The sequence below is a fragment of the Lysinibacillus sp. IITD104 genome, assembly GCF_036698265.2.
Taxonomy (GTDB): Bacteria; Bacillota; Bacilli; order Bacillales_A; family Planococcaceae; genus Lysinibacillus; species Lysinibacillus boronitolerans.
Genome location: NZ_JBAHYH020000001.1, coordinates 4,336,589 through 4,355,768, shown reverse-complemented (window position 1 = coordinate 4,355,768; position 19,180 = coordinate 4,336,589). Strand labels below are relative to the sequence as shown.

Annotated in this window: 16 protein-coding genes; 10 read left to right on the top strand and 6 right to left on the bottom strand. The window is 38.5% G+C overall.

Annotation, left to right across the window (positions count from 1 at the left end; all coding sequences use genetic code 11):
- A partial coding sequence (locus V1L66_RS22010; protein WP_333006597.1) for an InlB B-repeat-containing protein occupies positions 1–3,175 on the top strand: 3,175 nt, incomplete at its 5' end.
- A gap of 47 nt (positions 3,176–3,222) precedes the next feature.
- Here the strand turns inward: V1L66_RS22010 and V1L66_RS22005 are convergent.
- The gene (locus V1L66_RS22005; protein WP_333006596.1) at positions 3,223–3,930 is read right to left on the bottom strand and encodes a DNA-binding response regulator; all 708 of its coding nucleotides are present in this window, start codon (positions 3,928–3,930) and stop codon (positions 3,223–3,225) included.
- Positions 3,931–4,441: 511 nt separating this feature from the next.
- Here V1L66_RS22005 and V1L66_RS22000 point away from each other — a divergent pair.
- Positions 4,442–5,257: a metallophosphoesterase gene (locus tag V1L66_RS22000; RefSeq protein ID WP_036075911.1), complete on the top strand. Its 816-nt coding sequence runs from the start codon at positions 4,442–4,444 to the stop codon at positions 5,255–5,257.
- Positions 5,258–5,271: 14 nt separating this feature from the next.
- Here the strand turns inward: V1L66_RS22000 and tatC are convergent, their stop codons facing one another.
- The 4 genes from tatC to V1L66_RS21980 are packed head-to-tail and all read right to left on the bottom strand — an operon-like array spanning position 5,272 to position 8,839.
- Positions 5,272–6,120: a twin-arginine translocase subunit TatC gene (gene tatC, locus V1L66_RS21995; RefSeq protein ID WP_333006595.1), complete on the bottom strand. Its 849-nt coding sequence runs from the start codon at positions 6,118–6,120 to the stop codon at positions 5,272–5,274.
- Positions 6,121–6,131: 11 nt separating this feature from the next.
- Positions 6,132–6,335 (bottom strand): twin-arginine translocase TatA/TatE family subunit, encoded by a 204-nt coding sequence (gene tatA, locus V1L66_RS21990; RefSeq protein WP_036075914.1) that lies wholly within the window; start codon positions 6,333–6,335, stop codon positions 6,132–6,134.
- A 28-nt stretch (positions 6,336–6,363) separates the two neighbouring features.
- Positions 6,364–8,076: a GMC family oxidoreductase gene (locus tag V1L66_RS21985; RefSeq protein ID WP_333006594.1), complete on the bottom strand. Its 1,713-nt coding sequence runs from the start codon at positions 8,074–8,076 to the stop codon at positions 6,364–6,366.
- Positions 8,077–8,089: 13 nt separating this feature from the next.
- A complete protein-coding gene (locus tag V1L66_RS21980) occupies positions 8,090–8,839 on the bottom strand; it encodes a gluconate 2-dehydrogenase subunit 3 family protein (RefSeq protein WP_016993258.1) in 750 nt (249 codons plus the stop codon).
- A gap of 329 nt (positions 8,840–9,168) precedes the next feature.
- On the opposite strand from V1L66_RS21980, the gene V1L66_RS21975 reads away from it, so the two are divergent.
- Positions 9,169–11,166, top strand: coding sequence for a methyl-accepting chemotaxis protein (locus V1L66_RS21975; RefSeq protein ID WP_026023420.1), 1,998 nt, complete (start codon positions 9,169–9,171; stop codon positions 11,164–11,166).
- 45 nt (positions 11,167–11,211) lie between these two features.
- On the opposite strand, the gene V1L66_RS21970 is transcribed toward V1L66_RS21975, so the two are convergent.
- A complete protein-coding gene (locus V1L66_RS21970; protein ID WP_036075917.1) occupies positions 11,212–12,387 on the bottom strand; it encodes a serine-tRNA(Ala) deacylase AlaX in 1,176 nt (391 codons plus the stop codon).
- A 156-nt stretch (positions 12,388–12,543) separates the two neighbouring features.
- On the opposite strand from V1L66_RS21970, the gene V1L66_RS21965 reads away from it, so the two are divergent.
- The 7 genes from V1L66_RS21965 to V1L66_RS21935 all read left to right on the top strand — a co-directional run bounded on the left by V1L66_RS21965 (position 12,544) and on the right by V1L66_RS21935 (position 19,102).
- On the top strand, positions 12,544–12,831 hold the full coding sequence (locus tag V1L66_RS21965) for a DUF6509 family protein (protein WP_036075918.1): 288 nt from the start codon (positions 12,544–12,546) through the stop codon (positions 12,829–12,831).
- A gap of 151 nt (positions 12,832–12,982) precedes the next feature.
- Entirely contained in the window at positions 12,983–14,128 is a 1,146-nt protein-coding gene (locus tag V1L66_RS21960; RefSeq protein WP_312124596.1) for a VanZ family protein, read from the top strand.
- Positions 14,129–14,141: 13 nt separating this feature from the next.
- The gene (locus V1L66_RS21955) at positions 14,142–15,476 is read left to right on the top strand and encodes an FAD-dependent oxidoreductase (protein ID WP_333006593.1); all 1,335 of its coding nucleotides are present in this window, start codon (positions 14,142–14,144) and stop codon (positions 15,474–15,476) included.
- Positions 15,477–15,490: 14 nt separating this feature from the next.
- The gene (locus V1L66_RS21950; protein ID WP_016993264.1) at positions 15,491–15,967 is read left to right on the top strand and encodes a glutathione peroxidase; all 477 of its coding nucleotides are present in this window, start codon (positions 15,491–15,493) and stop codon (positions 15,965–15,967) included.
- Between the two features lie 151 nt (positions 15,968–16,118).
- Positions 16,119–16,886 (top strand): ABC transporter ATP-binding protein, encoded by a 768-nt coding sequence (locus V1L66_RS21945; RefSeq protein ID WP_016993265.1) that lies wholly within the window; start codon positions 16,119–16,121, stop codon positions 16,884–16,886.
- Positions 16,873–18,741: an ABC transporter permease gene (locus V1L66_RS21940; RefSeq protein WP_333006592.1), complete on the top strand. Its 1,869-nt coding sequence runs from the start codon at positions 16,873–16,875 to the stop codon at positions 18,739–18,741. The genes V1L66_RS21945 and V1L66_RS21940 overlap by 14 nt, the downstream gene beginning before the upstream one ends.
- A 1-nt stretch (position 18,742) precedes the next feature.
- Positions 18,743–19,102: a YxeA family protein gene (locus V1L66_RS21935; RefSeq protein ID WP_333006591.1), complete on the top strand. Its 360-nt coding sequence runs from the start codon at positions 18,743–18,745 to the stop codon at positions 19,100–19,102.
- The last annotated feature ends 78 nt before the right edge of the window (positions 19,103–19,180 follow it).

Here is a 19,180-nt window from a genome sequence, read left to right as displayed (position 1 = left end):
GGCGACCTCGTCCACGTATACATTGGTAGAGGCGGATATTGGTGAGAAACTCAAGGTTACAGTCACTGCCGATGGAACGAATGCGACAGGAAGTATAACGAGTGGTGAAACAGCTTTCGTGGAAAAAGCGGATGGACCAAGTGCTCCGCCAGCCCCAACTGAAGCCAGTAAAACAGCGACAAGTATTACGCTAAATGGGGTAGTAGGTCAAGAATATAGTAAAGATAACGGGGCAACGTGGCAGGATAGTCTAATTTTTAATGGACTAATCCCTGAAACGGAGTATACATTTATCACGAGAGTGAAGGAGACACCCACTCACAAGGCATCACTGGTAAGTAAAGGAACATCGATCCAAACACAAACTCAAACTGTAGCGGTTCCAGAAATGGGAGGTACGATAAGCATCACGGGAGAGACGAAGTATGGAAGCGTGTTAACCGCAGATATTAGTGGGATCACGTATACGCCACCAACGACAGCAGATGCACTAACCTATGAATGGTATCGAGGGAACACGGCCATTTCAGGAGCGAACTCTTCCACATATATGTTGGTTCAAGCAGATATTGGAGAGACGATTAAAGTAAGAGCCAGTGCCGATGGAACAAATGCAACAGGAAGTGTAATGAGTGGGGAAACAACTATTGTGGAAAAAGCGGATGGACCAAGTGCTCCGCCAGCCCCAACTGTAGCCAGTAAAACAGCGACAAATATTACGCTAAATGGGGTAGTAGGTCAAGAATATAGTAGAGATAACGGAACAACGTGGCAGGACAGTCCGATCTTTAGTGAACTAACGCCTGATACAAAGTATACGTTTATCACGAGAGTGAAAGAAACGGCGACGCACAAAGCTTCATTAGTAAGTGAAGGAACCCTAGAGAATACTTCTGTGATTAGTACGTTTACTATCACCTACAACGGCAATACAAACACAGGGGGCACAGCTCCAACAGATAGTGAAACGTATGAGCAAGGAGAAACTGTAACAGTTCTGGGTAATACAGGAAATCTGGTAAAAGTGGGTTACACGTTTGAGGGCTGGAACACGCAAGCAGATGGAAGAGGAATAGATTATGCACCAGCTTCAACTTTCCTAATGGGTAGTGAAAGTATCATATTATATGCAAAATGGAAGCCAGTGACTGTGACTTATACGGTAAGCTTTGATGTAGCGGGGGGAAGTCCTGTCTCTAATCAGACGGTGGTACATGAAGGAAAAGCAAGTCAGCCAACCCCAGCACCAACGAAAGCTGGCCATATATTTGAAGGCTGGTATACGAGTCCTGCCTATACAACACCATATGATTTTAATAGTGCCATTACTAGGCACACAACGATATACGCAAAATGGATACCAATAACGTATACGGTGCGTTTTGATGTCAACGGAGGAAGTGCCGTCTCAAATCAAACGGTAGAGCATGGGAAAAAAGCAAGTCAGCCAGCCCAAGAGCCAACGAAAGCGGGCTATACATTCGGTGGTTGGTATATAAGTAATGCTTATACAACACCATATGATTTTAATAGTGCCATTAACGAGAACACAACAATCTATGCAAAATGGATTCCTGGGATGTATACAGTGAGGTTTGATGTCGACGGCGGTAGTGCTATCTCAGATCAAACGGTAGAATATGGGAAAAAGGCAAGTCAGCCTAAGATTGAGCCAACGAAAGCCGGCTATACATTTGTTGGCTGGTACACAAATAATGCCTACACAACACCATTTAATTTTGATACTGCGATTACAGCTAACACAGTGATCTATGCAAAATGGATTAGTAATGATACAGGTGGCGGTAATACTGATCCTTCACCAAATCCTGATGCAGGTTCAACAACACCTTCAACCAACGTAGAGGAAATTGTGGTAGATGTAGAGTCGGGTGATGGTGACCTCGTCTCTAAAACAACGGTAAAAAGAACAAAAAACACCGACAACACAATCAGGGATGAAGTGTTATTAACACCAGAGAGCGCAACAGAGACGATTAGGAAATTAAAGGAACAAGGAAATGATAAAGCAAGAATCATTATTCCGGATCAACAGGATCAAGTAAATCAAGTTCATGTGTCTATACCAAAAAATGTGGTGACACTTCTACAAAATAGTGCAGTCCATCTTGAGATTGTCACAGATAACGTTAGAATTGAAGTGCCAAAAACTTCGTTGGAAACGTTTAATGATAATCTCTATTTCCGACTTGTTCCTATAAAAGAGCGGGCTAATCAATTGGATATTAAAGAACAAGCTAAAAAGGAAAGGGCTGTACAGCAGTTGGCAGGAAGTACGGTTGTTGAGTTGCTTGGTCGTCCAATGACCATTGAAACAAATATGCAAAGCCGTCCCGTTATATTAACCTTACCTCTACCAACTGATTTAACACGTGAACAGCTTAATCATCTGGCTATTTATATCGAGCATAGTGATGGCACAAAAGAAGTTGTACGTGGGAAAGTTGTAGAATATCAAAAGGGAATAACAGGTTTACAGTTTGAGGTGAATAAGTTCTCCACCTTCTCCATTCTCTACTTACCAGAGAAGGAAGAAGTGAAGGAACCAACTACTGATGGTGTTACACATCTACCTTATATTCAAGGCTATCCAGATGGTACCTTCCGTCCAAATGCTCCTGTTACAAGGGCACAGATGGCAAGTATGTTTGCTCGTCAATTAACAGGTAATGCCATTCCGCAAGCAAAGGCAACCTATACAGATACATTCCAACATGATGCTAAAGATGCAATCGAATTCGCGAAGGAGAAGGGTCTGTTTAAAGGGGTTACAGCAACAAACTTTAATCCAAACGGCTTGATTACACGTGCACAGATGGCTACAGTGGCTGCCCGCTGGATAGAACAGCAATGTGTAGAACGTCCTGATGCAGATTTCTGTCAGCCGACCTCACCAAGTGCAGCATTCAAAGATGTGAGCTTCAATCATTGGGCAGTGAAAGCAATTGATACTGTCAATGCAGCGGAAATTATGACAGGAGTAACAGCAGATACATTCAATCCAGATGGTTTTTTAACACGTGCACAAGCAGTGAAGGTATTAAATCGACTGTTTGAACGTCAGGTACTAACAGAAGTCCAAACACCATTATTTACAGATGTGCTAAGACAGCATTGGGCATTTTATGAAATTCAAGAAGCGGCAAAAAAATAAGCTAAAAAGGGTACGACGATTCGTTATGTAATCGCCGTGCCCTTTTTTCATGGTTCAAAAAGGAATTGATACCCCGAACCTCTCACTGTCATAATCTTTGCTTTATGACCATCAACGGATTCTAACTTTTTTCGTAAATTACTAATATGAACCTTCAATGCCTGTGTATGCCCAATACTTTCCTCAGCCCAAATAAGCTTATACAATACTGATGGGGGAAAGATTTGACCTGGTCGTTGTGCTAGAAAGAAAAAAATTTGAAATTCCTTTGTAGATAAGGCTAATGCTTTGTTACCGATATATACTCTTCCTGAATGTACATGAAATTGAAAACCCTCTATTATACGAGCATCTTCATTTATGTGGTGTGCATCAGCTTTTTCTTGAAATTGCTTTCTTCGCAAGGAAATTCTTTTGATTGTTTTCATTAAACGCTCTTTCTCAATTGGCTTTAAAATATAGTCAACAGCCTGTACATTAAAAGCTTCTATTGCATAATGCTCATAAGCAGTTACAAATACAATGTCCATTAAAAACGGAAAGTCTGCAATCTTACTAGCAAATTCAATACCATTCAATTCAGCCATATCTATATCTAAAAAAAGAATATCTGGTTTGAGTGTAGGGATATTTGCTATAGCTTCTAGTGGATTTAGGAATTTTCCGATAATAGTAACAGCGCTATTATCATGTAACGTAGCTTCTAATAAGTTGATTGCCAAAATTTCATCATCTACTATGATGGCTTTTAACATTTTTTCACCTCTTATCTTCTAAAAAGTAGAATATTATGTAGCACAGCCGTACTTTGTAAATTTTCCGCCACTAATTTTATACATTGCTTGTAGCAATGGAAGGTTGAATAGCAAATCATGTAATTCGGAAAATTCTATAATTTATTGCGAGGTAAAAACGCTATTCGCCGTCCAATAATTGGACAATCCCTACCGCTCTCTTTTTCACCTTTAACTGTTTTAAGTTTATTAGTATTCCTGCACTTTAGTAAATGAGATGCATTTCCCAAATCGTGATGTATTATGAGTGGATAATAAAACATGCCTTTTTACCTATAGTATAGCATGCCAATAGTTAACAAAAAATAGATTAAATCGTGCATCATTATCTAATGATAGAAATTTTAATCTAAGGGTATTTGTGCATTTTGTGTATTTAAAGTGCATATACTTACAATCACTCTGTTTTTTGCTTATAATGAGAAAGTCAGAATTATTTCTGAAAAAGTAGCCACAAAGTGAGCGATTGCGATTGAAAAAATTATTATATGGTATCTTCTTTGTTGTTTTTATAGTCATTTTTTTGTACGTAAACAATCACTGGCTAGTCGTAAGTAAACATACGTTTGAATCAGAGAGTGTGCCTGATAGCTTTGATGGGCTACGCATTGTACAAGTTTCGGATTTACATGATGCCGTCTTTGGTGGCAATCAACAAAAATTGATTGCTAAGATAAAGGATACAAAGCCGGATTATATTTTTATCACAGGTGACGTGATCGATAGTAATCGCTATAATTTAAAACAAAGTTTACAGGCAGTAGCAGGACTAGTTGAAATAGCGGATGTTTATTATGTACTAGGAAACCATGAGGTAGCGACGAATAAGGTGAATGAAATTTATGAGGCGCTGTCATCGTTAGGGGTACATATTATGGCCAACGAATCGACCGTGTTAGAGCGCGACGGGGAGCGCTTGGCGATTGTTGGTATTGAGGATCCATTAATGGGTAGAACAACAGAAGATATGCTAGACATTGCAACAGCCTATTTGCCAGACGATATGTTTAAGTTGTTACTAGCGCATAGACCAGAAATGTTTAATACGTATGTAAATTATCACGTTAATTTAGTATTTTCGGGACATGCGCATGGTGGGCAAGTTCGTATTCCTGGGCTTGGAGGACTTGTTGCACCAGGACAGGGGCTTTTCCCAAAATATACAGCTGGTGTCTACGAAGCAGGCGCGACGAAAATGGTAGTTAGTAGAGGCTTGGGTAATAGCTCAGTACCATATCGCATTTTTAATCTACCAGAAATTATTGTGATGGATCTAAAGAAAAAATAAGCACTGCGTAAAATTTACGCAGTGCTTATTTTTTGTTTGCGTTCTATACGTTTAACGAGATAAATACTTATTTCATACAAAATAATCATCGGTATTAAAACGAGTAACTGACTTATAAAGTCTGGTGGCGTGATAACAGCGGAGCCTACGCCCATTGCGATATACGACCAGCCTCGTATTTTTTTCATGGATTCAGCAGTCAGTACACCAATGGCAGATAAGAATAGGGCAACAATCGGTAACTCAAATAATAGACCAAGCGGTACTGTAGTCATGATTAAAAAGTGCATATATTCATTTGCTGATACCATGACATCGAAATTGGTAGCCCCAATGCTTACTAAGAATGTATAGCTAAGTGGGTTTACGACAAAATAACCAAAAGCAACTCCTACTAAAAATAGAACTAACATGATTGGTGCATAGAGGCCTAAAAATCTACTTTCCTCTTCTTTTAAGCCTGGTTTAATAAAGCTCCATAGAAAGTGGACGAGGAAAGGCATTGCAAGACCAAAAGCTAAAGTAGTTGAAATCGTCATGTAAAATTTAACTACTTCTAATGGTCCTAAAATAACGAGTGAGTGACCTCGCGTTATGAATGGAAACCAAATATTAATAGTAGAAAAGACAACAATGAAAAATAAAATAAAAACCGTTAACCCTTTGATAATTTGCTTACGTAAATCAGTAAGATGCTCCAATAATGAGGTAACAGGAATAAGGGGCTCATTATACACATGCTCCTCTTCAATTGCTACCTTTGTTGGTATTTCAACTAAAGCCTCCACTGGTTTTGGAGGCTCAGCTTGTGGTTTATCAAGAGGGCTTAAATATTTTCTTTTTCCGTCTTCATATGGATCCATAGGAAACCCTCCTACGAAGCATCAGATTTTTTTTCGACCTTTTTCACGGTATCATCATCATCATCCATAAGTCCCTTAGTAGACTTTTTAAATTCTGCAAACGTTTTACCAACCGCTCCACCGATTTCTGGTAATTTTTTTGGGCCAAATACAATTAATACAATCACTAAAATAATGATTAATCCAGGTACTCCAATTGCTCCTAGACCTCCCATAAATCTTGCCTCCTTTAGAATGATTTTTTTATACTAATGAACCACCTGATTGACTATATTTAATAACTCCCTCAGCACAACGGTAGGCAAGTGCTCCTAATGTACCTGTGGGATTATAACCGCTATTGTGTGCAAAGTTGCCTGCACTTACTGCGAAAAGATTATCAACATCCCAGTGTTGTAAGTAATTATTCACAACACCTTGTTCTGGTGTTAAGCTCATCACCGTACCACCAGTATTATGCGTTGTTTGGTAAGGCACGATATTGTAATCGGTAATTTCTGCGTTAGGGACAATTGTTTTTGCACCCATTTCCTTCATAATATCTGCTGCACGTGCAGAGATATATTTATGGAGAGCTCGATCCTGATCAGTAAAATTGTACGTTAACTGAGTTAATGGTAGTCCGTAAGCATCCTTGTAGGTAGGGTCAAGTGATATATAATTTTCCTTATGAGGCATAGATGCTCCTTGCGCACCAATACCGAATGAGCGTGTATAGTAATAAATTGATTGCTTTTTAAATTCTGGTCCCCAAGTAGGCGTATCTGGTGGAGTTGGATTTGAGCCGATTGGTCGGGTACCTGTCTGTGTAAGCGCAATGTTACCTCCGTGAATAAAATCTAAATCACTATGGTCAAAATTATCCCCATTGTAATCGTCTATACACATACCTAACGAACCTGCGCCCATAAATGTATTGTATTGTTCCTCGAAGAATCCAGCGGCACCTGGCAAGATTTGATAGCAATAGTTTCTGCCGAGTGTTCCTTTACCAGTAGTAGGGTCATATCTTTCGCCTATGTCAGAGACCATTAATAGCTTGGCGTTATTAAAGACATAACTAGTTAATACAACAGCATTAGCTGGCTGAATGAATTCTTCTCCCGAAACAGTATCGATGTATCTTACACCTGTAGCCTTGTTACCCTGCTTTAAAATTTCAACAACATTGGAATTGAAACGTAAATCAAAATTTCCTGTCTTCAGGGCGGTTGGGACAACCGTAATTTCTGCGGACGACTTTGCACCATATTCGCATCCAAATCGTTCACAAAAACCACAATATTGGCAAGCATTGATTGTTTCGCCATCTGGGTTTTTATAAACCTCTGACACGTTAGCTGAAGGAACCATATAAGGTGTTAGCTTCAGGTTTGTTGCAGCTTTTTCGAATTGTGCAAGCATAGGCGTTTTTTTCATAGGTGGTGTTGGATAGGGATTCGAACGCTTTCCACTAAATTTATTTTTATCATCGCCTGAAATACCAGCAGTTTTTTCAAACTTATCCATATAAGGTTCAAGCTGATCGTATGTTAAACCCCAATCTTGAATCAGATAATCTGGTCCAAGCTTATTTGGTCCATATCGTTTATCTGTTAATGTTTTGATCTGAAAATCATAAGGTAAAAATCGATAAGTCATCCCATTCCAGTGTGTTCCTGATCCACCTAGACCCTCACCAAGCAAGAAGGAGCCAAGCTGACGCATTGGTAATGCCTTCATATTCCGATCATTACGAAAGCTTACTGTTTCTTTGGATAGATTTTGCATTAAATCATATCGAATCGCATAACGGTATTCATCATGGACATTTAAATAATCCTCGGTACCACGCTTTTGACCTCGCTCTAAACCAACTACCTTTAGGCCAGCTTTGGCACATTCAGCAGCAACGATACCGCCTGTCCAACCTACACCAACTGTTACAACATCTACACTCGGTAATGTTTTAGCCATTTTTAATCCCCCCTTAATGGTTGCCTAATGAATTAGGCTCAATTTTTTGGAATTTCGCATCTTCTATTTGTGTAATATAAGCCATTTGATGACCAGGGAAGCCCTTCATACGCCAGCCATCCATATTACGATTTCCTCCATACATAGGGTCAGAATAAGCTCCCTCTAATGTAGCTGCTCGTAATAATGTAAAGAAGAACGCGGAAGTAACCCCAACCATTTCTATGTCACCTTTTTGGAAGGCAGTTAAAATTTCATCCATTTGCTTGCCATCTAAATCGTTAAAGCTTTTCTTATAACGCTTTTGTGCTTCATCCTCCATTTTTTGAATACCCTGCCTAAAAATCTCCGCTCGCGTTAAGCGGCTCTGATAGCCTTGAGTTGGGGCACCCACATCAAATGGACCTTGCATATATTCTTTAGAGTTACTCCCATAATTTCCTGCAAGTTGATGATCGATAAAATAGGGAACATCTAAACCAATAGCACCTGGTCCCAAATCGTCTTCTGGGAAAATACGTTCTGTGGCCTTTGATAAGATACTAAAATCTTTTTCATTTCTGAAAAACATCTTAGCCTTCGGTGAGCCTATGGCCTCGTTTGTTGTTTCATGACCACCATGTTCCAGGGTAGAAGTACCTTTACCATGGATGTTGTAGCCTACTAATCCTCCAATTAAACCACCACCGACTAATGTACCAGCAGCAATACCTGTTGTTTTTAAAAAGTCTCGACGAGAAACATTATTTTTGTCTGAACTCATGGAAATCCTCCCCTCAAAATGTGTTAAACGGATCCTATCTTTAATAATCAGCAAAAAATGTGAATTATAATCAATTTTTGTTGGAAAATGTTTAAATTTCATCCAACAACTTTATATTCTCTGTCTTTTTATAACAAGAAGGATATATGAATTGAAAATTTTGTAGAAAATTGTTAGCACTATAAGGATAGTGATAATGGTATTATTATACATTTATTAATCATATTGGAAAATCTTTGTTGACTTCTACTTTTAGTGACTTTACTCTGAAGTTATGCAAAAATATGTGGTTTGTATAGCTAAAAATGGAAGAAGTGAGAAAAAGAGAAATGTGGTTAAAAGGTATTGGTGGTAAATTAATCGTTGCAATTATAGCTCTTGTATTTGTAACATGCGGCACGCTCGGGCTATCTACTTGGATAAATAGTACAAAAGCTGTGAATGAGCAAGTGGAATCTAATTTGGTTTCAAGAGCAGAGGATGTTTCTCACTACATAGAAGAACACTTCCAATTAACACTAGTGGAAGTGGAAGCAATTGCAGAGCAAGAGGCAGTTCGGAGCATGGACTTTGAGAAGCAGAAAAAATATCTATCGAAACGACTTGCTAGTAATGAAAATTACTTAGGCTTTGGCATTATCAACGCTGATGGGGTTGCTCATTATCTAGATGATACAACAGCTGAACTAGGGGATCGTGATTACGTAAAAGAAGGCTTTACTGGTAAGTCTGTCATGTCTGAAATTACGATTAGTCGTGTGACAGGTGAACCAGTCATTTTAATCGTTTCTCCAATTGAAACAGTAACAGGTGAAAAAGCTTTATTATTGGCACGTATTGATGGCTATTACCTATCTAAAATAGTAGAAGGCATTAAGGTTGGAGACAGTGGCTACGCATTTATGCTAGACGCTAACGGAACGATTATTGGACATAATAATCACGCGTATGTGAAGGAGCAATACAATCCAATCAAGGAAGCAGACGAAACAGGTCTCAAGACTGGCAGGGCAATGGCTGTTAAAGAAATGCTTGCTAATGATAACGGTTATTTTTCTTTTGAAACGGAAGATGCAGGAATTAATTTAATGGGCTATCATACCCTTGATAATGGTTGGAAAATGGGTGTTATCGCATTAGAAAATGAGATGCTTTCAGGGCTTTCTAAGCTTAAGACAAACTTTATAGTCACTACGATCATTGTTTCGATACTCGGGCTATGCATCTCGTTTGCCATTTCCCGCTCTGTTAGTAGACCACTTCGACATGTACTTCGCATTAGTGAGGGGTTATCAGAAGGAGACTTTACACAGGAGATTCCAGAAAAATATTTGAAACGTATTGATGAAATGGGAACGATGGCACGTGCATTAGATCGAATGATTGATAATATGCGAGAAATGATAGTCAAAGTCAGTCAAGAAGCAACGGCAGTGAATGAAGCTTCGTGTGATTTAATGGGAGATGTAAACGGAGTAACAAAGCATTCAAAACAAATTGCTGGTGCAATAAGTGAAGTAGATCGAGGGGCACAAAGTCAAACTGTGATGGCAGAGGAAAGTGCCTCAGCAATGGAACAAATGGCAATGGGGATACAAAATGTAGCTGAAGTTGCCTCCACAATTGCTTGTAATACAGATTTTATTTCCCAGAAAATTAGTGAAAGCAATCATGCTGTCCAACAATCAATTCGTCGTATGAATGAGATTCAGCAAGGCACAACAGATGAACTAACAATTATTCACAAACTAGAAAAAGAGTCAACGGAAATTAGCTTAATTTCAAAAATGATTACCGATATTTCCGATCAAACGAATTTATTGGCATTAAATGCCTCTATTGAAGCAGCACGGGCAGGAGATGCTGGTAAAGGCTTTGCCGTTGTAGCGGAAGAAGTTCGCAAGCTATCAGAGCAAACAGCAGAATCAGCTACTAAAATTAATGTGCTCATTGAAAGAGTTCAATCTTATACATTAGAAGTAGTAAAAGCAGCGGAATCAGGTGAAGATAATGTTGAGCGTGGTTTAGCTTCCATTGAGGCAGTTGGAGAACGCTTCGAGGAAATGGTTCAAGCAGTAGGAGAAATAGCAGGTCAAATTGAAGAAATGAATGCTTCAGCTGAACAAATGTCTGCCAATACGGAGGAAGTTTCAGCATCTATGGAAGAAATGGCAGCTACTGCACATGCAGCAAGCGATTATGTTCATGAGGTAACAGATGCAACAGCGGAACAGTTGAAGACGGTAGCAGTAATGAACAATCAAACTGAAAAACTATCAGAAATGGCAAAACGTTTATATGAAGCCATTCAAAAATTTAAATATTAAATGAGAGAGGAGCTGTCTATTAATGATAGCTCCTCTATTATGCAATTAAGCGTCTTGCATCGCTGCTAGTAATTCTTCTTTCGAAACGGTGTAATCGCCACCGCCTTGTACCATTTGGTCACTTCCGCCACCCTTACCATTAATAAGAGGCAGTGCCTTTTGAGCAACATCCTTCATGCTTTTTGAAACATTATTACCTCTTGCTGCAACGAATTGTAGCTTGCCTTCATTTTCGGACACAAGTAGAGCTATTACATCTTTCTGTTCCGTAACAATAATACGGGCTATTTTTTGTAGCTCTTGCATTGTTCGCTGATTAAAAGCAGCTGTTACTACACCTTCGTTATTAACAAGTGCCTTTGCTTCATACGTGAGTAATTCCTCTTTCGCAGCAGCAAGTGCTTTTTCTGTATTTTTTTGAGCAGATAGAACTTTTGTGAGTGCTGTGGCAGCTTCAATCTCAGGGACACTTAATTGTCGAGCAACGTCTGCTAATACTTTTTTTCGCATGCCAAGCTCAGTCAACACACGTTGACCACAAACAAAAGAAACGCGCACATTGCCCTTCATTTTTTCGGTACCTAATATTTTGATGGTACTAACTTGTCCTGTAGATGTAGGGTGAGTGCCACCACAACCGTTGTAATCAAAATTAGGGATAATCACAAGGCGAATATCACCCGTCACGGCTACTTCTTTACGAAGGTTATAGTTACCAAGCTCTTGTTCTGTAACCCAGGTAGTTTGAATAGGGCGATTCTCTAAAATAATGTCATTGGCTCTTGCTTCTGCTGCTGCAAGCTGTTGCTCAGAAATCGTTTCTACAGCAAGATCAATAGTTACTTGCTCACTGCCTAGATGAAAGCTTACAGTCTGTGCATTAAAAAGCTCAACAAAAGCAGCTGTTAAAATATGTTGGCCAGCATGTTGCTGCATATGATCAAATCGTCTTGGCCAATTTAATTTGCCATGTACGACGCCATCTAAAGTCGATAGATCACCTTGAATATAGTGACGAATTTCATCATCCACTTTTTCAACATCTATGACCTCCAACGCATTCAATGTACCTGTATCGTGGGGTTGACCACCACCAGTTGGATAGAAAGCGGTGTTCGATAGTACAACATAATGACGGCCTGATTCATCAGTTCCTTTACCAATAATAGTTGCATCAAACTCTTGTAACATAACGTCTTGATAATATAGTAGCTCTTTCATGAAAAAGCCTCCTTGTATGTAGGGAAATTTAGTTCTAAATTAATTCCATTTCATTGTGGCATAATTACTTACAGGTGTATACGGCTTTTCTAGTTGACCCATGCTGAAATTGATTTAATATAGAAAAGAACAGCTAAAGAAAAAGGAGCAAACATAATGGAAATTACACAATTCTCAATGGAAGAAATTTTAGACCCAACAAATATTATTGAAGGTAAGCGTTATGAATTTATACTGGATGTAGAAATTGATGAAGAGGATGAGCTTTACCACGAAGCTGGTATTGAAATTCGTGTCCTTATTGGTGAAAAAGACGAAGAACCATTCATATTAAATTACTTCATCATGGAAAAGGCTGAAGGTGAATATTTAGACTTTGCATTAGAGGATGATGAACTAGAAGAAATTTTGACATTCTGTAAAGAAGAAATAGCTAAAGCATAGTAAGTAACAGGTAGAGAGTATATATTCTTTACCTGTTTTTTTATTGAATTAAGGATTATGTAAGCTTGATGAAATATACATGTAGTATTGAAGGACTAAACTTAGTTTTAGTGTTCAGAAAATAGGGCAATTTAAAGAGAGAGGTGTTTCTATGTCAACGTATACACAATCCATTTTTATAGCTTTTTTCATAACCATCATGTTATCCTTCGTACTATTTATACCATGGCTGATTTATACGTATCGAAAGTATGGATACTTATCGATGTCCAAAACCATTATCATGTTCTCATTTATTTTTTACTTTTTATCTGCGCTTTGTTTAGTATTATTACCATTTCCATCTACCAGAGATACTTGCTCACTTCAATCCCAAGACACCGTTCATACTAATTTGCGACTTTTTCAATTTGTTGATGATGTTTTAAAGGATAGTGGAGTAGTTTTAACAAATCCATCTACATGGCTTGCTATCACAAAACAGCAGGCATTTTTTCAAGCCTTCTTTAATTTCTTACTACTGATGCCATTCGGCGTTTACTTGCGATATTTTCTTAAAGAAAGAAGGTACTGGAAACGTGCATTTTTAATTAGCTTTTTGCTAACATTGTTTTATGAGGTCACACAAAGAACAGGCATTTATGGCATCTTTAATTGCGCATACCGAATCTTTGATGTAGATGACTTATTACTAAACAGTGTAGGTGCGCTCCTAGGCTTCTTCTTAGCACCAATTGTTTGGGCATTATTCCCCTCTCATGAAGAGGTTGAGGCTAAAGCTGCTGAAATGGAAAAAAATGATATTGTTAAGCCGATTTCTATTTTACTAGCATTGGTCATTGATTTATTTATCGCCCAATTGGTTTGGATGATTATTGGTGTTCTGACTGGGTACAGTGGTACTTTTGAATTCTTAGTGAAAATGGCTCTGTACATTGTACTCTTTGGTTTGATGCCAAGTTTAATGAATGGTGCAACGCTCGGTATGAAGGTGATGCGTTTTACAATGGTCAACAAGAATGGCAATAGTATTGTAAAGCAATCATGGCGTCGCTGTATTGCTATTATCGCTACCTTGTGTTTATCAGATGTCATTTCAACATTAGGTGACATTCAATTAGATATGGATTCACCATTTTATGTTCTGCAAATTGTCATTTCTCTACTTGCCGCAATAGCAGGTTTTGCACTTACAATGATAATAGCCGTTCACGTGGTAAGGGTCATCGTAAGTGGTGGAAAACGACGTTTGTATATCGATCAATATGCAGATTTAATGGCAACAAGGAAAAAATAAGGGGGCTTGTAGAATGAAATACGTCATCATTGGGGGAGATGCTGCAGGTATGTCTGCAGCAATGGAAATCTATCGGAATGTTCCAGGGGCAGAAATAACTACTTTAGAACGTGGTTTTATTTATTCATATGGGCAATGTGGATTGCCTTATGTTGTAGATGGTCGTATTTCATCAACCAAACGTTTAATTGCAAGAGATGTCGAAACTTTTCGAGATAAGTATGGCATTGATGCAAGAGTTGGCTATGAGGTAGAGAATGTAAACATAGAGAAGAAGGTTATTACAGGTACACAAGCAAGTGGTGATAAATTTGAGATTACCTACGATAAACTTCTTATTGCAACGGGGGCTAGTCCAGTCATGCCTGTGAAAAGGGGGGATGAGCTAGAAGGTATCCATACTGTGAAAACAATCCCTCAACTGGAAGATTTATTGGCAGATTTAACATCAGAGATTGAGCAGGTAACCATCATAGGTGGTGGCTATATTGGTTTAGAAATGGCTGAAACCATACATGCCTGTGGGAAAAAGGTAAGGCTTATTCAGCGCGGAAGTCATGTGGCCCGTATTTTAGATGAAGAACTTGCTCAGCATGTTCATGAGGAAGCGAAAAAGAACGGTGTCGAGCTGTTATTAAATACGAGTGTTGAAGCTTTTGAAGGAAATAAACGAGTAGAACGTGTTATTACAGATAACGGCGTTCTAGAGACGGATTTAGTCATTGTTGCTTCAGGCATAAAACCAAATACTCAGTTTTTAAAGGATACTGGAATGGCATTTGCAAAAAATGGAGCGATCATTGTAAATCGCCATTTAGAGACTTCTATTGAAAATATTTATGCAGCTGGCGATTGTGCAACTCACTTTAATATTGTGAAAGAACGTTTAGATTATATACCTTTAGGAACGACTGCCAATAAGCAAGGTCGTTTAGCAGGTCTCAACATGTCAGGCAAATTTGCTCCGTTTAGAGGAATTGTGGGCACATCTATTTTAAAATTTTTCAATTTAACTATTGCTACAACAGGCATTAATGAGCGTGATGCTAAAGAGCTTGGTTTTGACTATGAGGCATTTAAATTATCTGCACGCCATATAGCTGGCTATTATCCAGGCGCACAACGTATGTTTATAAAAGTGGTCGTTCGCAAGCGCGATCAATTGTTATTGGGTGCGCAAATCGTGGGACCAGCGGGAGTCGATAAACGTATCGATGTGTTTGCGACGGCATTATATAGTAAAATGACCTTACCTGATTTGTTAGATTTAGATTTGGCCTATGCACCACCATTCAATGGTGTTTGGGATCCTTTGCAGCAGGTGGCAAGAATGAATGGACGTTTATAATAGGAGGTAGAGAGATGAGCATTTATGATATTAATGTAACTTTAGAAGATGGTACTATCTATAGCCTTGAACGTTATAAAGGAAAGCCGATGCTTATTGTTAATACAGCTTCCAAATGTGGCTTTACACCACAATTTGAAGAATTAGAAGGTCTCTATAAAAAGTATCAGGAGCAAGGTCTGGTTGTACTTGGTTTCCCATCAAATCAATTTAAACAAGAGCTAGCGACAGCTGAAGAAGCTGCCTCCCAATGTCGATTAACATATGGTGTGACATTTCCCATGCATGAGATTGTTAAGGTGAATGGTAAAGAAGCACATCCTATTTTCGATTATCTCACTTCCCACTCCAAAGGATTTTTAGGCAATAGTGTTAAATGGAACTTTACAAAATTCCTTGTAAACCGTAATGGAGAGGTTGTTGGACGATACGCCTCAGCAGATAAGCCAAGTAGCTTTGAGGAAGATATTCAAAAAGTATTAGCTCAATAGATTAGAAAGGTTCATGCACTACTTGTGTATGAATCTTTTTTTTGTCTATAAATTTCAAAAAGCTGAGGATTTAAGGTTGCTGTAAGCTTGCGACAAATTTGCTGTAAGTTTGAGGTCGTATACTAAAGTCAGAAAGAAGAGGTGAGCGTATATGACGCCATTATTAAAGGTACAAAACGTTGGAAAAACTTACGGCAAAGGCGCAAATACTTTTACAGCGCTATCGAATATATCATTTGAAGTAGCAAAGGGAGAGTTTGTTGGTGTAATGGGTCCTTCTGGGGCGGGGAAATCTACGCTTCTTAATGTATTAGCAACGATTGATACGCCAACGACTGGTGAAATTATTATTGAGGATACCAATTTGGCACGTATGAAGGATGCTGAATTAGCAGATTTTCGTCGTGATAATTTAGGGTTTATCTTTCAGGATTATAACTTGCTCGATTCTTTAACAGTGAGAGAAAATATTGTCTTACCGCTAGCGATTGCGAAGATGCCAACAAAGGCTATTAATGCAAGAGTTGACCGCATTGCTGAATTGTTTGGCATTAGTGAATTATTAAATAAATATCCTTATCAAATTTCAGGTGGGCAAAAGCAGCGTACCGCCTCGTCACGAGCATTAGTGACAGAGCCGAAATTAATTTTTGCTGATGAACCTACAGGTGCACTAGATTCAAAATCTGCAACTGACTTGCTAGAAAGCTTAAGTGATTTAAACCAATCTCAAGCCGCAACAATTATGATGGTTACCCATGATGCCTTTGCAGCTAGCTTCTGCCAGCGCATACTATTTATTCAGGATGGACAGCTTTCTAAGGAAATTCAACGTGGGACTCTAACGAGGAAGCAATTTTTCCAAGAGATCTTGCAGGTGCTGTCTAGCATCGGGGGTGGAGTAAATGACGTTATTTAGTTTAGCGCGTAAAAATATTCAACGCAATTTATCGAATTACTTTTTATATATTGCTTCGATGGTATTTAGTATCGTTATTTACTTTACGTTTGTGACGCTCAAATACAATGATGATCTTTCAGCCTTAAAGCAATCGTCACAACAAATTAAAGGATTGATGAGTGCCTCGTCAGTCGTACTTCTGTTCTTCATTGTTATCTTTATGGCCTATTCCAATTCGTTTTTTATGAAGAAGCGGAAAAAGGAAGTAGCCCTTTACTCTTTACTTGGTGTGCGTAAGCAAAAAATTGGCTTAATGCTCTTCTTTGAAAATTTAGTCATAGGGCTTGTCTCTCTAGTGTTTGGTATCCTTTTAGGTTTCTTTATGTCCCAAGGGCTATTAATGATACTAGTTCGCTTAATGGGCTATGAAGTGGTTGGTAGTTTGACATTTTCAATGGAGGCACTAATTAATACAACGGGCATTTTTACACTATTGTTTTTATTCACATCCTTACAAGGTTACCGTGTGATTTATCAATTCAAGCTAATTGATTTATTCCATGCAGACAAACAGGGAGAGCAAATTCCACGTGCATCATTAGTAGCTGCTTTACTTGGCACTGTATTTATTGCATTTGGTTATTATACAGCTGCCTCTGATATGTTTACGAGTAAAATATGGCGATTCTTTACGGTGTTAGGTACGCCATTAATGGTCATTGGGGTAACAATTGCAGGGACATACCTTCTATTCCATAGTGTGAGTGTCTTTGTGTTAACAGCATTAAAAAAAGCAACATCATGGTCATGGAAGGGCTTAAATTTAATCGGTGTTTCTCAGCTATTGTTTCGTATTCGAGCAAATGCTAAATCGTTGTCAATTATTGCAATTTTAAGTGCCACTACGATTACAGCAGGTGGCGGTGTCTTCGGTATGTATTACAATGCAGAAGCTTCTGTACGTCAGATGCTGCCAAACACATTTATGTGGAAAGGCGAGACAGTAGAATTTTCACAAAAGGATGTCTTATATAATGAAGCACTGGCTGTGAAAAATTTACGTGTGGATAATGAATTCTCATTTTTCGAATATACATTACTTAAGGAATCGGACTATAACCGCTTAGCGAAATTACAAGGCAAGGATAAAGAGCTACACATTGCAGATGGCTCTACGGTTTTACTTGATGCAGCCTATGATGAACGATTTTCACATGATTTTACAGGTGAGGACTTTAAGCTACAAAACGGCGACTCCTTTCATGTAGAGAAGATGTACACGGAAAGCGTGTTAAACTTTATAGCAGCTGGAACAGTTCTCATTGTAAATGATCAAGAATTTAAAGCTACTGATGGCGATGAGATCATGATGCAGGTTGTTGGATTAGACAATGATTTGAAACAACAGGACGTGTCAAAAGACATTTACCAGCAGTTATCTACTGAACAGCAAGAATCATTCTCTAGTGTACCGCAAAGCTATGAGGATAGTTTAGCAACAGTAGGTGCCCTATTGTTTGTGGGAAGCTTCCTAGGATTGGTCTTCCTAGCAGCAACGGGCAGTATTATCTACTTCAAAATTTTAACGGAAGCCGAAGAAGATCAGGCGAAATATGCTATTTTAAATAAAATCGGTGTAAATAGTAAGCAAATCTTAAAGACAGTAGCAGGACAGGTCGCTGTTATCTTTAGTGCGCCACTTATTGTAGGGATTGCACATAGTGTGTTTGCATTACTAGCATTTTCACAGCTATTTAACATGAATATTACAAAACCAGTCATCTTGTGGATGATTGCATATTCAGCTATTTACTTTATTTATTATATCTTTACGGTTCGTTCGTTTTATAAAATAGTGAGACAGGGGAATTAATATGAAAAAAGTATTTTTCGGAATAGGTGCGTTGTTCATCTTATTCGTAGCAGGGTTGATTGTATTGATGACAGTAGATTTTAACCGTTTAAATAAAGATACCTACTATGTTCATATCACGGCTGATGGTGAGGTAGAGGAGTATAAGGCAGATAGTGGTGAAATCTTTAAAATGTATTGGTACGAGCTACCTTCTTACGATAAAAATGGGGGAGAGAAAACATTAAAGTTTTCCGCTAATAAAAATTTACGCCAGGATGCTTATTTAAAGCTTTACGTGAAAAAGGAAACAGAAGTTACTTCATTTGATGAAGTGAAATTCCATGAATTACCTGCTAAAGTACAGGATCAAATGAAATAGCACAAAGTGGGAGTCTCAAAATTATATGAGACTCCTTCTTTTTTACACGTAAGCGCAGTATAACGAAGCGGTAGTGCC

What these genes read in the sequence shown, in the direction of transcription:
- V1L66_RS22005 (WP_333006596.1), bottom strand. Translation starts at nt 3,930, where the DNA reads ATGTTAAAAGCCATCATAGTAGATGATGAAATTTTGGCAATCAACTTA.
- tatC (WP_333006595.1), bottom strand. Translation starts at nt 6,120, where the DNA reads ATGGATCCATATGAAGACGGAAAAAGAAAATATTTAAGCCCTCTTGAT.
- tatA (WP_036075914.1), bottom strand. Translation starts at nt 6,335, where the DNA reads ATGGGAGGTCTAGGAGCAATTGGAGTACCTGGATTAATCATTATTTTA.
- V1L66_RS21985 (WP_333006594.1), bottom strand. Translation starts at nt 8,076, where the DNA reads ATGGCTAAAACATTACCGAGTGTAGATGTTGTAACAGTTGGTGTAGGT.
- V1L66_RS21980 (WP_016993258.1), bottom strand. Translation starts at nt 8,839, where the DNA reads ATGAGTTCAGACAAAAATAATGTTTCTCGTCGAGACTTTTTAAAAACA.
- V1L66_RS21975 (WP_026023420.1), top strand. Translation starts at nt 9,169, where the DNA reads ATGTGGTTAAAAGGTATTGGTGGTAAATTAATCGTTGCAATTATAGCT.
- V1L66_RS21970 (WP_036075917.1), bottom strand. Translation starts at nt 12,387, where the DNA reads ATGAAAGAGCTACTATATTATCAAGACGTTATGTTACAAGAGTTTGAT.
- V1L66_RS21965 (WP_036075918.1), top strand. Translation starts at nt 12,544, where the DNA reads ATGGAAATTACACAATTCTCAATGGAAGAAATTTTAGACCCAACAAAT.
- V1L66_RS21960 (WP_312124596.1), top strand. Translation starts at nt 12,983, where the DNA reads ATGTCAACGTATACACAATCCATTTTTATAGCTTTTTTCATAACCATC.
- V1L66_RS21955 (WP_333006593.1), top strand. Translation starts at nt 14,142, where the DNA reads ATGAAATACGTCATCATTGGGGGAGATGCTGCAGGTATGTCTGCAGCA.
- V1L66_RS21950 (WP_016993264.1), top strand. Translation starts at nt 15,491, where the DNA reads ATGAGCATTTATGATATTAATGTAACTTTAGAAGATGGTACTATCTAT.
- V1L66_RS21945 (WP_016993265.1), top strand. Translation starts at nt 16,119, where the DNA reads ATGACGCCATTATTAAAGGTACAAAACGTTGGAAAAACTTACGGCAAA.
- V1L66_RS21940 (WP_333006592.1), top strand. Translation starts at nt 16,873, where the DNA reads ATGACGTTATTTAGTTTAGCGCGTAAAAATATTCAACGCAATTTATCG.
- V1L66_RS21935 (WP_333006591.1), top strand. Translation starts at nt 18,743, where the DNA reads ATGAAAAAAGTATTTTTCGGAATAGGTGCGTTGTTCATCTTATTCGTA.